A 13695-nucleotide genomic window follows, 5' to 3' on the forward strand; every position below is an offset into this window, starting at 1 on the left:
ATTAGTTAGGATGGCAAATGTCGCGCTATGCCGGTGTCACGAAAATCGACAAAAATTATTGAAGAAAACGTTCTATCTGTCTCTCAAGTTTTGCCGATCCGGGCCGTCAATCTTGATGCGGTGAACATCAACGCATGATTTCGCCGTTGCCGATGTCGGTGATAAATAAATCCAATGCTTATTTGAGAGATTTCCATGCTCGGAATCAATAGCAACATCAACTCGCTGGTTGCGCAGCAAAACCTGAACGGCTCGCAAAGCGCGCTCTCGCAAGCCATCACGCGCCTGTCCTCGGGCAAGCGCATCAACAGCGCGGCCGACGACGCAGCAGGTCTCGCGATCTCGACGCGTATGCAAACGCAGATCAACGGCCTGAATCAAGGCGTGTCGAATGCGAACGACGGCGTGTCGATGATCCAGACCGCGTCGAGCGCGCTGTCGTCGCTGACGTCCAGCCTGCAGCGTATCCGTCAGCTGGCGGTGCAGGCTTCGACCGGTTCGCTGTCGTCGAGCGACCAGGCCGCGCTGCAGAAGGAAGTCGCCGCGCAGATCTCGGAAGTGAACCGTATCGCGTCGCAGACCACCTACAACGGCACGAACATTCTGGATGGCTCGGCGGGCAACGTCACGTTCCAGGTCGGCGCGAACGTCGGTCAGACGATCAGCCTGAACCTGAGCCAATCGATGTCGGCAGCGAAGATCGGTGGCGGCCTGGTGCAAACCGGTCAATCCGTCGGTTCGATCTCGGTCACGACGGACGCAAGCGGTGCGTACACGGCAACCGGCGCGGCGATCACCACGGTGAACGTGCTGTCGGACGGCAAGGGCGGCTACACGTTCACGGACCAGAACAACCAGGCCATCTCGTCGACGGCTGTTGGCAACATCTTCAGCAACGGTACGGCAGCCGGCACGGGTACGGCCGTCACCAACCTGACGCTGAGCACCGCGCTGGCGACATCGATGGGCACGACCGCGGCGAGCGCGGCAACGGCGTCGATCGCGGAGATCAACGCGATCAACACGCCGCCGACGGTCTCGGGCCTGAACATCAGCACGGTCACGGGCGCGAATCAGGCGATGGTCTCGATCGACAACGCATTGGCCACGGTCAACAACCTGCAGGCATCGCTGGGTGCCGCGCAAAACCGCTTCACGGCCATCGCTACGTCGCAGCAAGCCGAGTCGACCGACCTGTCGTCGGCACAGTCGCAAATCACCGACGCTAACTTCGCGCAGGAAACGGCGAATCTGAGCAAGGCGCAGGTGCTGCAGCAAGCGGGCATCTCGGTGCTGGCGCAAGCTAACTCGAACCCGCAGCAAGTGCTGAAGCTGTTGCAGTAATGCTGTTGCAGTAATCGTTGTGGCAAGTACCGCTGGTGTGGCGTCGCGTGTTTCGCGCGACGACACATCGGGCGGTTCGCGCTACCCGGCGGGCCACGCCGCCGGGTAGCCGTATTTCTTCAGATCCCGGCGCCGCCGCTGCATTGCAGCATGCCGATGCGGTGCGTCTCGCGCGCTTTACGCGCAGTTTTCCCCTCAGACCGAGCGATTGCGAATCGCACCGGATATTTCCGGGGAAACGTCACAAAGATCTGATGAAATATGATGTAACATTTGAAAAATTTGTAATAGAAGCCGCGACCGGACCGATGGGGCGAATGAACGGGGCCGGCGAATCAACGGCACACACAGCGGCACAAAACGAATAATTCGACGCACGGAGCCATTGCATGTCTACGATCAATACCACGTCGGTCAACACGGCGACCGCCAACGCGAAGAACCAGGTGCAGAACGCCGCGCAGTCCATCATCAGCGGCTCGACCGGCAACTCGACGATGGACGTCGCGAGCCTCGTGTCGGCGCTGGTCAATGCGAAAACGGCGGGCCAGTCGGCGGCCTTGCAGGCGAAGCAAAGCACGGACACCACCACGCTGTCGGCATACGGCGCGCTCAGCTCGGCGCTGACGGCGCTGCAGGCGGCCATCAAGAATCTGTCGGACGGCACGACGCTCTCCACCTTCGCGGCCACGGCCAGCGGCAAGGGGCTGGACCCGAAAGCCGGCGCCGGCGCGGTCGCGGCCAGCTACACCGTCGCGGTCAAGCAGATCGCCACGTCGCAGAGCCTGTCGTCGGCGGCCTTCGGCTCGACCGCGCAACTGGGCACCGGCAAGCTGACCATCGCGGTCGGCGGCAAGTCGATGGACATCACCGTCGACGAAAAGAACAACACGCTCGGCGGGATTGCCGACGCGATCAACAAGGCAAGCAACAATCCCGGCGTCACGGCCACGATCGTGACCGGCACGGGCGGCGCGCACCTCGTGCTGCGCGCGGCGAACACGGGCTCGGCCAATACGATCGACGTGACCACCAGCGGCGTGCAGAACGACGCGGGCCTATCGGCGCTCGGCGTGAAGTCGACGCCCGGCGCGGACGGCGGCGCGTCGAGCTTCGTGTCGGCCGACAGCAGCAAGGCATGGCGTCAGAGCGATGTGGCGCAGGACGCGCTGTTGACGATCGGTGACATCGACGCGCGCAGCGCCACCAACGCAGTCAGCGACGCGATTTCGGGCGTGTCGCTGAACCTGTCGCGCGATTCGGTCGGCACCACGCAGACCGTGACCGTTGCGGCGGACACGACCGCGCAGAACTCGGCCATCACGAACTTCGCGAATCTGTACAACACGGTCGTCACGACGGTGAACAAGCTGTCTTCGTACGACAAGACGTCGAAGACCGGCGGCGCGCTGCTCGGCGATTCGACCTTGCTGACCATCAAGAACGCGCTGGCGTCGATCGTCGGCGGCGGAGTGGGCAAGGGGACGTCGGTGGTGAGCCTCGCGCACATCGGCATCTCGCTGAAGGGCGATCCCGCCGACGGCACGCTGGTGATCGACAACGCGAAGCTGACCGCGGCACTGAACAACAGCCCGGCGCGCGTCGCGCAACTGTTCAACACGACCGACGGTCTCGGCGCGAAGCTGAACAAGAGCATCACCGAGTTCACGCGCACGGGCGGCATCATCGACACGCGCAACAGCGCGCTGAATGCGGACCTGAAAAGCATCGCCGCGCAGCAGACCAAGCTGGCCGATTACGCGACGCAGTTGACCAATCAGTATCAGAGCCAGTTCACCGCGCTGAACAAGCTGATGGCGACGATGAACAACAACTCCGCGTATCTGACCGCGCTGTTCGGCGGCTCGAAGAGCGCGGGCGCATTGGCGACCAACAAGTAAGGTAGTCAGGTCGGCAAAACGCCGCATCGTCAGCGCGCTGGTTTGAGCGCGTGAACGATGCGGCGTTTGTTTTTATGGACGACCTTGTTGCGGTTTGTCTTGGCTTACCGCGCCTTGGCGCTTCTTCAATGCGGCAAACGCACATCGAAGCGGTACGTCACCAGCCTCGCCAGCAGAATGAATCCCGTCGCGATCAACACGCTGTACACCGTGTCGACATCCGCGTAATCGAGCAGCACGTACAGCCAGCAGCCGACGAACGCGCAGGTCGCATACGGCCGCGAGTCGCGCAGGATCAGCGGCACTTCGTTGCACAGCACGTCGCGGATCACGCCGCCGAATACGCCCGTGAGCACGCCCATCATCACCGAGGTGAACCACGGCATCTGCGCTTCGTGCGCGATCGACGTGCCCGCGACGCTGAACAATCCGAGCCCGATCGCATCCGCGACCAGCAGCACGCGCTGCGACAGCAGCAGCGAGGTCATCCTCAGCAGCATCGGCGCGAACGCCGACATCGCGAAGATCGTGATCAGATAGCCCTGATGCTCGACCCAATAGAACGGACGGCGCTCCAGCAGCACGTCGCGCAGCGTGCCGCCGCCGAAGGCCGTGGCGATCGCGACGAGAAAGGTGCCGACCGCGTCGAGCCGGCGGTTGCGGGCTTCGATGAAGCCGGAGATCGCGTACGCGAAAATCGCCAGCGCTTCCATGACGGCGAGCGCCAGGTTCAACCTCGGATGAATCACCGCGCCGGCCTCAGATTTTCGGGTGAGCCGGCGATGCGCCCGGCTGCAGCAGCACGACCACCGCACCCGCGCCGCCGTCATGTGGCCGCGCCTGACAGAACGCGATCACCTCGGACTTCTGCACGAGCCACGCGCGCACCTTGCCTTTGAGCACGGGCTCCTTGCCGATCGAGCCCAGGCCCTTGCCGTGAATCACGCGCAGACAGCGCAGGCCGCGCTTCACCGATTCGCGGATGAATTCCGCCAGCGCCTCGCGCGCTTCGTCGCGACGCATGCCGTGCAGGTCGATCTGCGCCTGCACGATCCAGTCGCCGCGCCGTAGTTTGCGCACGACTTCCTGGCTGATACCGGGGCGGCAATAGGACAGCGTCTCGTCGGTATCGAGCAGCACTTCGGGATCGAACTCGTCGGAGATCGCTTCGTGCAGCACGGCTTCTTCGTCGAGTTTGGTTTGCACCGGCAGCGGCGGCGGGGGATTGCGCGGCAACGTGGCGCGCGGCGGCACGCCCAGCGGCGCGATTTCGCCGATTTCGCGGCGGAACAGATCGGCATCCGCCGATGCTTCGCGCTGGGCGGCCGCCGCGGCGGCGCGCTCGCGTTCGCGGCGCTGCGCGTCGCCCTTCAACGCTTCGCGCAACGCACCGAGGCCCGCGAGACCGGCGGCCGGTTCGAGCTTCACCTTGGCGGGCGCGACGGGCTCCGGCGCCGGCCGGGCGGCGGGACGCGGGCGTTTCGGTTCGTTCGGGTGGGGCTGATTCTTCGGCATATCGGCAAGGCAACGCAGAAAGTAGATCGATCGCGCGAGGTTGACATCGGGCAAGCGCACAGACGCAAAAAAGGCCGCGGGCTTGGCAGCCGCGGCCTTTGTCGCGTTACCGGCCGGGCCACGCCCAGCCGGCATTTTACCGTCGCGCCGAGCCTTTCCGGCCGGCGCTTCGCATCCGCTTCACATCAACGCTCGGCTTCCTGGCTCATCGCGTGTTCGCCGGCCATTTCGTCGATGGTTTCCAGGTAGCGCTGTGCGTCGAGCGCGGCCATGCAGCCCGTGCCGGCGCTCGTGATCGCCTGGCGATACACGTGATCCTGCACGTCGCCCGCGGCGAACACGCCCGGCACGCTGGTGGCGGTCGCGAAACCGTTCAGCCCGCCCTTGGTGATGATGTAGCCGTTCTTCATCTCCAGCTGGCCGGCGAAGATGTCCGTGTTCGGCTTGTGGCCGATCGCGACGAACACACCCTGCAACGCGATGTCTTCGGTCGCGCCGGTTTGCGTGTGCTTGACGCGCAGGCCGGTCACGCCGGACTGGTCGCCGGTGACTTCGTCGAGCACGTGGTTCCATTTGATCTCGACCACGCCTTCCTTTTCCTTCGCCAGCAGACGGTCGATCAGGATCGGCTCGGCGCGGAACTTGTCGCGGCGATGGATCACGGTCACTTTCTTCGCGATACCCGACAGGTACAGCGCTTCCTCGACCGCGGTATTGCCGCCGCCGATCACGGCCACGTGCTGCTGCTTGTAGAAGAAGCCGTCGCAGGTCGCGCAGGCGGACACGCCCTTGCCCATGAACGCTTCTTCCGACGGCAGGCCGAGGTACTGTGCCGATGCGCCGGTCGAGATGATCAGCGAGTCGCAGGTGTACTCACCCGAATCGCCGATCAGGCGGATCGGCTTTTCGTCCAGTTTGGCCGTGTGGATGTGGTCGAAAATGATTTCGGTGTTGAAGCGCTCGGCGTGTTCGAGAAAGCGCGCCATCAGTTCCGGGCCTTGCACGCCGTTCGCGTCCGCCGGCCAGTTTTCGACGTCCGTGGTGGTCATCAACTGGCCGCCCTGGGCGAGACCCGTGACCAGCACCGGCGCCAGGTTGGCGCGCGCCGCGTAGACCGCGGCGGTGTAGCCGGCCGGGCCGGAACCGAGAATCAGAACCTTGGCGTGTTTCGTGGAAGTAGCGGGCATGATCGAATCCTTTTACGGCGCCGGGCTCGCCCATGCGAGGCCGTGCGACTTGAGCTGAAACTACAGATGGGTGTCAGTCGCGCATTATAAAGGGCGGGGCGCGAGCCTGCTTTATGAAGCTTTTCGATCGCCCCGATAGCGTGCCGGCGTCACGGCGGCTGCTCAGCCGGCGTTCGCCCGCCCTGGCCGATCGGCCAGGTTACCGTCATTTACAGCCTGGCGCGGGGTACTGCGTTTACAATAGGCCGGATCGAAGTTTCCGGTCGCCGCGCACGGGTTCGCAGCCATGCTGGACAAGGCGCCAGCCGGGAATCGGCCGCACGCGGCCCCACACGCAACAGGATCAATGGCAAAAGCTCCCTATTCCGCGAGCGCACAGGCATTGCCTCACCGCATGTCGCGCCTCTTCACCGAAATCCGCTGGATCCTGCAGGTGGCGCTCGGCGTGTTCCTGCTCATGGCGCTCGTCAGCTACAGCCGGCGCGATCCGAGCTGGACCCATGCCGCGCAGGTCGACCATATCGCCAACTGGGCGGGCCGTGTCGGCGCGTGGACCTCGGACATCCTGCTGCTGCTGTTCGGGCTGTCGGCCTACTGGTGGATCGTGCTGCTCGGCCGCCACATCTCCGCGAACTACAAACGCATCACCCGTCAGGAGAGCGTCGAGGAAGACAAGCCGCGCGACGTCAGCTGGCTTGCGGACGCGTTCGCGTTCGTGCTGGTGCTGCTCGCCTGCGACGGTATCGAGGCCTTGCGCATGTGGTCGCTGAAGGTGCAGTTGCCGCGCGCGCCGGGCGGCGTGATCGGCGAGGCGGTGGCGCGCGGCGTGTCGCATGCGCTCGGCTTCACCGGCGGCACGCTGGCCTTGCTGATCGCACTCGCGATCGGGTTGTCGCTGTATTTCCGCTTCTCGTGGCTGTCGGTATCGGAGAAGGTCGGCGAGTCGATCATTTCCGCCGTGACGTTCGCCAAGCTGCGCCGCGAGGCGGGCCGTGACCGCAAGCTCGGCGAAGCGGCGGCCGTCAAGCGCGAAGGCAAGGTCGAGAAGGGCCGCGTGCGGATCGAGGAGCACGAGCCGGTGGTGATCGTGCCGCCGGTCGTCACGCCGGCCAAGTCGGAGCGCGTCGAGAAGGAGCGTCAGGTGCCGCTCTTCACGGACCTGCCGGGCGACTCCACCTTGCCGCCCATCTCGCTGCTCGACGCGGCGCCGGTCGCGCAGGAAACCATTTCCGCCGACACGCTCGAATTCACCTCGCGACTGATCGAGAAGAAGCTCAAGGACTTCGGCGTCGAAGTGAGCGTGGTCGCCGCGTATCCGGGGCCGGTCGTCACGCGCTACGAGATCGAGCCGGCTACCGGCGTGAAGGGCAGCCAGATCGTCGGTCTCGCGAAAGACCTCGCGCGTTCGCTGTCGCTCGTGTCGATCCGCGTGGTCGAAACGATTCCGGGCAAGAACTACATGGCGCTCGAATTGCCGAACCAGCGCCGCCAGACCGTGAGCCTGTCCGAGATCCTCGGCTCGGCCGTGTATGCGGACGCCGCATCGCCGTTGACCATGGGGCTCGGCAAGGACATCGGCGGCAAGCCGGTGTGCGCGGACCTCGCGAAGATGCCGCACTTGCTGGTGGCGGGTACGACGGGTTCGGGCAAGTCGGTGGGGATCAACGCGATGATCCTGTCGCTGCTCTACAAGGCGAGCGCCGACCAGGTGCGGATGATCCTGATCGATCCGAAGATGCTCGAAATGAGCGTCTACGAAGGCATTCCGCATCTGCTGTGTCCGGTGGTGACGGACATGCGCCAGGCCGGTCACGCGCTGAACTGGGCGGTGGCCGAAATGGAACGCCGCTACAAGCTGATGAGCAAGCTCGGCGTGCGCAATCTCGCGGGCTACAACAACAAGATCGACGAAGCGGCCAGGCGCGAGGAGAAGCTGCCGAATCCGTTCAGCCTCACGCCGGACGATCCGGAACCGCTCTCGCGTTTACCGAATATCGTGATCGTGATCGACGAACTGGCCGACCTGATGATGGTGGTCGGCAAGAAGGTCGAAGAGTTGATCGCGCGGATCGCGCAGAAGGCGCGCGCGGCCGGCATTCACCTGATTCTCGCCACGCAGCGGCCGTCGGTGGACGTGATCACCGGCCTCATCAAGGCCAACGTGCCGACGCGGATGGCGTTCCAGGTGTCGTCGAAGATCGACTCGCGCACCATTCTCGACCAGCAGGGCGCGGAGTCGCTGCTCGGCATGGGCGACATGCTGTATCTGCCGCCGGGTAGCGGTCTGCCGGTGCGTGTGCATGGCGCGTTCGTGTCGGACGAGGAAGTGCACCGCGTGGTCGACAAGCTCAAGGAGCAGGGCGAGCCGAACTATATCGAGGGCATTCTCGAAGGCGGCGTGACGGGCGAGGGCGACGAAGGCTCGGCGGGCGCCGGCGGAACCGGCACGGGCGACGGCGAGTCGGACCCGCTGTATGACCAGGCGGTGGACGTCGTGCTGAAGAATCGCCGTGCGTCGATCTCGCTGGTGCAGCGGCATTTGCGCATCGGCTATAACCGTGCCGCGCGGCTGCTCGAACAGATGGAGAACTCGGGCGTGGTCTCGGCGATGTCGTCGAACGGCAATCGCGAGATTCTCGCGCCCGCGCGCGAAGCGGAATAAGGCTTCGCGCCGCGCTAAGGCTCGCTAAGGCTCATTTAAGGCTTGGCGCATAAGCTACGCCGGACAGTGGACGCGGTGGGCATGGCGGTGTCTGAGCCGAGGGCTGTAAGCGCAGCGATGTTCGAACCCGGCCCGACACGCCAGCAGCCAGTGCAGCGGCGTGGCCTTGGCGTCAATTTCGGCGTCGGCCTGAGCTTGGGCCTGAGCCTTAACTTCGGCCTTTGCCGTCCGCGACGCATGACTTTCAGGCCCGTCACGTGCTTCGCCCGAACGGGCCGGCCGGCGCATCCGGCGCGCTCAACGAATTCAATCAAGGGAGAAAACAACTATGCAGCGATTCGCGCAGCAGCATGCTTCCCAGCGTGCTCAATCCAGCGGTTTTGGCCATCTCGCCCGCACGCTCGTGCGTGGCATCGGCAGCGTGGCGATCGGCGCGTCGATGCTGGTGGCGTCGCAGGCCTTCGCGAGCGGCACCGAGCAACTGAAGGCCTTTGTCGCGCAGGTGCATTCGGCGCGCGGCACCTTCGTCCAGCAGGAAGTGCGTGCGCCGAGCAAGGCGCAGGGCGCGAGCGGCACGCTGTCCACCGGCGGCGCGGGCAAGACCGGCACGTCGAGCGGCACGTTCACGTTCGCGCGTCCGGGCAAGTTCATCTGGCAATACGAGAAGCCCTACGCGCAGTTGCTGCAGGCGGACGGCGACAAGCTCTACGTGTACGACAAGGACCTGAACCAGGTGACGGTGCGTAGCCTCGGTGGCGCGCTTGGCGCGAGCCCGGCAGCGATCCTGTTCGGCAGCAACGATCTGGACAAGAACTTCACGCTGCGCGACGCGGGTGTGAAGGCCGGCATCGACTGGCTCGAACTGACGCCGAAGGCGAAGGACACGCAGTTCCAGCGCGTGGGCATCGGCTTCAAGGACGGCAATCTCGAAGCGATGGAATTGCACGACGTGTTCGGCAACGTCACGCTGCTGACCTTCTCGAACATCCAGAAGAACCCGCCGCTGCCGGCGGATGCATTCAAGTTCACGGTGCCGAAGGGCGCCGATGTGATCAACGGTTAAGCGCTCGCATTGGTGCGCTACACGTCCGCGATACGGATGTTGAAACTGCGCGGCAACGTGGGGTTCTAGCGAGGTTGCCGTCTGAACGAAACGGCCCGATCGGCACAAGCCGATCGGGCCGTTTTCGTTTCATGGCCGCACGCGTCGTTCAACGCCTCACCACCCCGGCTACTTATCCACCTCCAGCACCTGCGCCGGATGCGCGGCCTTCATATCGTCGATGAACGCCTCGACGATATCCGTGCGATGCTGCCGCGCCCGCGTCACCATATGAAACGCGACGCGATAGCGCATCTGCTCCGGATTCAGCGCCGCGAGCAAACCCTGCTGCACGAACGGCGCCGCGAAATGTCCCGGCAGATAACCGAGGTGATGCCCGGACAGCACCAGCATCGCCACCGCTTCCATGTTGTCGGCGACCGCGGTGACGTTCTGCGGGGTGGTCGAGCTTTCGGCTTCGGGCAGCGGATAGCTGCGCCATGCCCACTCGTGCTGCGCGGCCTCGGCGGGTGGCACGGCCCCCGCCCGTGCGAACAGCGGATGTCCCTTCGCGCAATAGGCAAGTTGATCCTCGGCAAACACCTCGGTGTATTCGAGCGACGGCACGCGATGCCAGAAATAGCCGATGCCGATCTGGATCCGCCCATTGAGCAGCAGCTCTTCGAGCTCACCTGGCGAGCGCACCAGAATCGAAAAGCGCACCGACTGGTCGCGCGCGCGGAAGCGGCCGATCGCCTCGCTGATGCGCGCGCTCGCCGACACCGGCGTATGACCGATCATGCCGATATCGAGCGTGCCGACCAGCTTGCGGCCGACGTTGCGCGCCTGCATGCCGAAGGTATCGACGGCGGCCAGCAGCGCGCGTGCCGCGTCGATGAACTGCTCGCCGCGCGCGGTCAGGCTGAAGCCGCCGCGTCCGCGTTCGCACAGCCGGTAGCCGAGGCGCGTTTCGAGCGTGGCAAGCTGCGTGCTGATGGTGGACTGGCCGACGTTGAGGGTCGCCTGGGCGGGCGAGACGCCGCCCGCATCGACGATGGCGAGGAATACGCGGATCAGCCGCAGGTCGAGATCGGTGAGTTGGGAGAACATGCTGAAGCATACATCGTTGGAAATCGATGTGAAGTTTATTCCGTTCGTATTTTAACTTCGAGGAAACTGCTGAAAAATCCAGATTCGCCCGGCAAGGTGCGATGCTCACGCTTCTCCTCGGCCGGTTCGCGCGTTTTTAGCATGCAGACCTTTTCCATTGCCGAGGCACGATGAAACCCTCTTCCTTCATTTCTCCCGACGCCGGTGAGCGGCCGCAACCGCTGTCCGGCAATGCGATGCCCCGCTGCGGCGGCATCGCGACCATGATGCGTCTGCCGAACGTCGGCTCGGCCGAAGGGTTCGACGCCTGCTTCGTCGGCGTGCCGTTCGATCTCGGCACCTCCAACCGCACCGGCGCGCGTTTCGGACCGCGCCAGATCCGCAGCGAATCGGTGCTGCTGCGCCCCTACAACATGGCGACGCGCGCCGCGCCGTTCGATTCGCTGCGGGTTGCCGATCTCGGCGACGTCGCGATCAATCCGTACAACCTGCATGACTCGATCGCGCGCATCGAAAGCGCGTACGACGAGATCCTTCAGCACGACTGCAAGCCGATCACCCTGGGCGGCGACCACACCATCGCGTTGCCGATCCTGCGCGCGATTCATCGCAAGCACGGCAAGGTCGGGCTGATTCACGTCGACGCGCACGCCGACGTCAACGACACGATGATGGGCGAGAAGATCGCGCACGGCACGCCGTTCCGCCGCGCGGTGGAAGAGGGTCTGCTCGATTGCGAGCGCGTCGTGCAGATCGGCTTGCGCGGGACCGGCTACGCGGCGGAAGACTTCGACTGGTGCCGCGACCAGGGCTTCGACGTGGTGCAGGCCGAGGCATGCTGGAACCAGTCGCTGGTGCCGCTGATGGCGCGCGTGCGGGAGCGCATGGGCGACGCGCCGGTGTACATCACGTTCGACATCGACGGGATCGATCCGGCGTTCGCGCCGGGCACGGGCACGCCGGAAATCGCTGGATTGACGGTGCCGCAGGCGCTCGAAATCATTCGCGGCGCGCATGGGCTGAATATCGTCGGTTGCGATCTGGTGGAGGTCGCGCCGCCGTACGATCCGTTCGGCACGACCGCGTTGCTCGGCGCGAATCTCGCGTTCGAGTTGTTGTGCGTGTTGCCCGGCGTCGAGTATCGCGCGGCGACGCGTTGAAACGGTGACGCGCGAGGCGTCAGGCGTGCGCCGTCACGCGTACGCCGTCTTGCGCACCGACACCAGCGCGAAATAACCGAGCCCGCCGATCGCCAGCGCGGGCAGCGTCGCGCCCAGGTCCGGCAGCCACGTGTTGATCGCCTGATACGCCGCGATGCCGATCGCCCACGCGATGAACGCGCTCAGATGCCAGCCGCCCGAGAAGCCGTAACGGCCGCGCGGGTCGGCGAGCGCGGCGGCGTCGAGCCGGCGTTTGCGCACGATGAAGTGATCCACCAGCACCACGCCGAACAGCGGCGCGAACACCGAGCCGATCAGCAACAGGAAGTTCTGATACTTCGCCATCGGCACCAGCAGCGCGACCAGCGTGCACAACGCGCCGAACGCCGCCGACAGGATCGGCACGCTGCCGCGCGTCCAGAAGGTGCCGGTCGAAACCGCCGCCGAGTGAATGTCGGCGAAGGCGTTGTCCACTTCGTCGATCAGGATCAGCAGCAGCGCGAGGCCGCCACCGGCCTGGGCCAGGGCGCCGGTCAGGAGCGCATCGCCGCCGCCCGCCGCGAGACCGTAAATCGCGCCGAGCGCGTAGAACCACAGATTCGCGATCCCATAGCCCAGCAGCGTGCCGCGGAAGGTCTCGCCGGCCTTGCGGCCGAAGCGCGTGTAGTCGGCGATCAGCGGCAGCCATGACAGCGGCATCGCCACCACCAGATCGATCGCGCCGCCGAACGACATCTCGCCCGTGCCCGGACGGCGCATCAGCGCCGCCAGATCGTGTTTGGCGAGCAGATTCCACGACAGCCACGCGGCGCCCGCGAGCAGCAGCCAGATGCCCCACGTGCGCAGGAATTTGCGCACGAACGACAGCGGGCCGCTGATCGCCAGCAGCGTCGCGAGCAGGCCGAAGATCACGGTCCAGATCAGCGGCATCGACAGGCCGAAAGCCTGTTTGGCGAGCGCATCGGCGGAATCGCGCATCACGATCACCTCGAACGATCCCCAGCCCACCAGTTGCACCGCGTTCAGCACGGCGGGCACCGACGCGCCGCGCACGCCGAGCGTCGGCCGCAGCGACGACATCGCCGCGAGCCCCGTGTCCGTGCCGACCACGCCCGCGAGCGCCAGCAGCACCACGCCGATCACGCTGCCGAGCGCGATGGCCAGCAGCGCATGCGGCAGCGACAGGCCCGGCACCAGCAGCGCGCCCGCCTGGGCGACGAGCAGTCCGATACCGAGCGAGAACCAGAGCGCGAATGCATCGCCGGTGCGGAACGCGCGGCGTGCGTCGGGCACCGGTGTGAGCGGTGCGTAGGTGGAGCCGGCGTCGCCGGCGATTGGATCGTGTGCCATCGGGTCGTGTCTCTTGTTCGTGTTGCTCGTTGGTTGCTTGTTTGGTGTTGCCGCGCCGGCATGCGGTCGGTGGAACGCATGCCGTGCGCGTGTCGCTTTGCGTATTGCTTACTTCGTATGGCGTTGAATCGATTGCCTTCGCGCGACGGGCGCGCGCTGCGAACCCGGGATTATCGCTAAAAGATCTTACGGCTCGCCCGAGGTGTTGGCGAAGCGGCCGCGGCGGCTGCGCGATACCGTACGCCTGCTCGCGGCTTCCGGTCGTGGCGCGATGGATTTGGATTGCCTCCCGCGGCGTCCGGCCTTCCGGCCGCTTCCGCGCGCCGTCACTGTCATAATGCAGGACGTTGCCCGCACGCTGCCCGTGCCGGCCCTGCTTATCCGGCCGCCCGCCGCGTAGCGCGCTTCATGCGAGACGCGGCCG

The 13695-nt window shown here is 65.3% G+C and carries 10 protein-coding genes; 5 read left to right on the forward strand and 5 right to left on the reverse strand.

The window, feature by feature from the left end:
• Nucleotides 1-195: 195 nt before the first annotated feature.
• Nucleotides 196-1344 carry a flagellin gene (locus LFL96_RS04250; RefSeq protein ID WP_280998380.1) on the forward strand — a complete coding sequence of 383 codons (1149 nt, stop codon included), beginning with the start codon at nucleotides 196-198 and terminating at the stop codon, nucleotides 1342-1344.
• Between the two features lie 389 nt (nucleotides 1345-1733).
• The gene (gene fliD, locus LFL96_RS04255) at nucleotides 1734-3245 is read left to right on the forward strand and encodes a flagellar filament capping protein FliD (protein WP_280998381.1); all 1512 of its coding nucleotides are present in this window, start codon (nucleotides 1734-1736) and stop codon (nucleotides 3243-3245) included.
• 125 nt (nucleotides 3246-3370) lie between these two features.
• Here fliD and LFL96_RS04260 read toward each other — a convergent pair whose 3' ends face one another.
• The 3 genes from LFL96_RS04260 to trxB form a co-directional block, all read right to left on the reverse strand.
• Nucleotides 3371-3991, reverse strand: a complete 621-nt coding sequence (locus tag LFL96_RS04260) for a trimeric intracellular cation channel family protein (protein WP_281000553.1) — start codon at nucleotides 3989-3991, stop codon at nucleotides 3371-3373.
• A 13-nt stretch (nucleotides 3992-4004) separates the two neighbouring features.
• Complete coding sequence (locus tag LFL96_RS04265) at nucleotides 4005-4760, reverse strand: Smr/MutS family protein (protein WP_281000555.1); 756 nt, start codon at nucleotides 4758-4760, stop codon at nucleotides 4005-4007.
• A gap of 185 nt (nucleotides 4761-4945) precedes the next feature.
• A complete protein-coding gene (gene trxB / locus LFL96_RS04270; protein ID WP_280998382.1) occupies nucleotides 4946-5947 on the reverse strand; it encodes a thioredoxin-disulfide reductase in 1002 nt (333 codons plus the stop codon).
• 346 nt (nucleotides 5948-6293) lie between these two features.
• Here trxB and LFL96_RS04275 point away from each other — a divergent pair, with 346 nt between their 5' ends.
• Both LFL96_RS04275 and lolA read left to right on the forward strand, forming a co-directional pair.
• Entirely contained in the window at nucleotides 6294-8609 is a 2316-nt protein-coding gene (locus tag LFL96_RS04275) for a DNA translocase FtsK (RefSeq protein WP_280998383.1), read from the forward strand.
• A gap of 328 nt (nucleotides 8610-8937) precedes the next feature.
• On the forward strand, nucleotides 8938-9672 hold the full coding sequence (gene lolA, locus LFL96_RS04280; protein WP_280998386.1) for an outer membrane lipoprotein chaperone LolA: 735 nt from the start codon (nucleotides 8938-8940) through the stop codon (nucleotides 9670-9672).
• A 168-nt stretch (nucleotides 9673-9840) separates the two neighbouring features.
• On the opposite strand, the gene LFL96_RS04285 is transcribed toward lolA, so the two are convergent.
• Nucleotides 9841-10761, reverse strand: a complete 921-nt coding sequence (locus LFL96_RS04285) for a LysR family transcriptional regulator (protein WP_280998388.1) — start codon at nucleotides 10759-10761, stop codon at nucleotides 9841-9843.
• Between the two features lie 170 nt (nucleotides 10762-10931).
• Between LFL96_RS04285 and speB the strand changes: the two genes are divergently transcribed.
• Nucleotides 10932-11921 (forward strand): agmatinase, encoded by a 990-nt coding sequence (gene speB / locus LFL96_RS04290; RefSeq protein ID WP_280998390.1) that lies wholly within the window; start codon nucleotides 10932-10934, stop codon nucleotides 11919-11921.
• Between the two features lie 33 nt (nucleotides 11922-11954).
• Here the strand turns inward: speB and cytX are convergent, their stop codons facing one another.
• Nucleotides 11955-13271, reverse strand: coding sequence for a putative hydroxymethylpyrimidine transporter CytX (gene cytX / locus LFL96_RS04295; protein WP_280998392.1), 1317 nt, complete (start codon nucleotides 13269-13271; stop codon nucleotides 11955-11957).
• Nucleotides 13272-13695: the final 424 nt, after the last annotated feature.

The sequence above is a fragment of the Paraburkholderia sp. D15 genome (assembly GCF_029910215.1).
GTDB lineage: Bacteria > Pseudomonadota > Gammaproteobacteria > Burkholderiales > Burkholderiaceae > Paraburkholderia.

Bases quoted from the DNA above. Each gene is read 5' to 3' on its own strand.
- fliD (WP_280998381.1), top strand. From the start codon at position 1,734: ATGTCTACGATCAATACCACGTCGGTCAACACGGCGACCGCCAACGCG.
- trxB (WP_280998382.1), bottom strand. From the start codon at position 5,947: ATGCCCGCTACTTCCACGAAACACGCCAAGGTTCTGATTCTCGGTTCC.
- LFL96_RS04265 (WP_281000555.1), bottom strand. From the start codon at position 4,760: ATGCCGAAGAATCAGCCCCACCCGAACGAACCGAAACGCCCGCGTCCC.
- LFL96_RS04275 (WP_280998383.1), top strand. From the start codon at position 6,294: ATGGCAAAAGCTCCCTATTCCGCGAGCGCACAGGCATTGCCTCACCGC.
- LFL96_RS04250 (WP_280998380.1), top strand. From the start codon at position 196: ATGCTCGGAATCAATAGCAACATCAACTCGCTGGTTGCGCAGCAAAAC.
- LFL96_RS04285 (WP_280998388.1), bottom strand. From the start codon at position 10,761: ATGTTCTCCCAACTCACCGATCTCGACCTGCGGCTGATCCGCGTATTC.
- speB (WP_280998390.1), top strand. From the start codon at position 10,932: ATGAAACCCTCTTCCTTCATTTCTCCCGACGCCGGTGAGCGGCCGCAA.
- lolA (WP_280998386.1), top strand. From the start codon at position 8,938: ATGCAGCGATTCGCGCAGCAGCATGCTTCCCAGCGTGCTCAATCCAGC.
- cytX (WP_280998392.1), bottom strand. From the start codon at position 13,271: ATGGCACACGATCCAATCGCCGGCGACGCCGGCTCCACCTACGCACCG.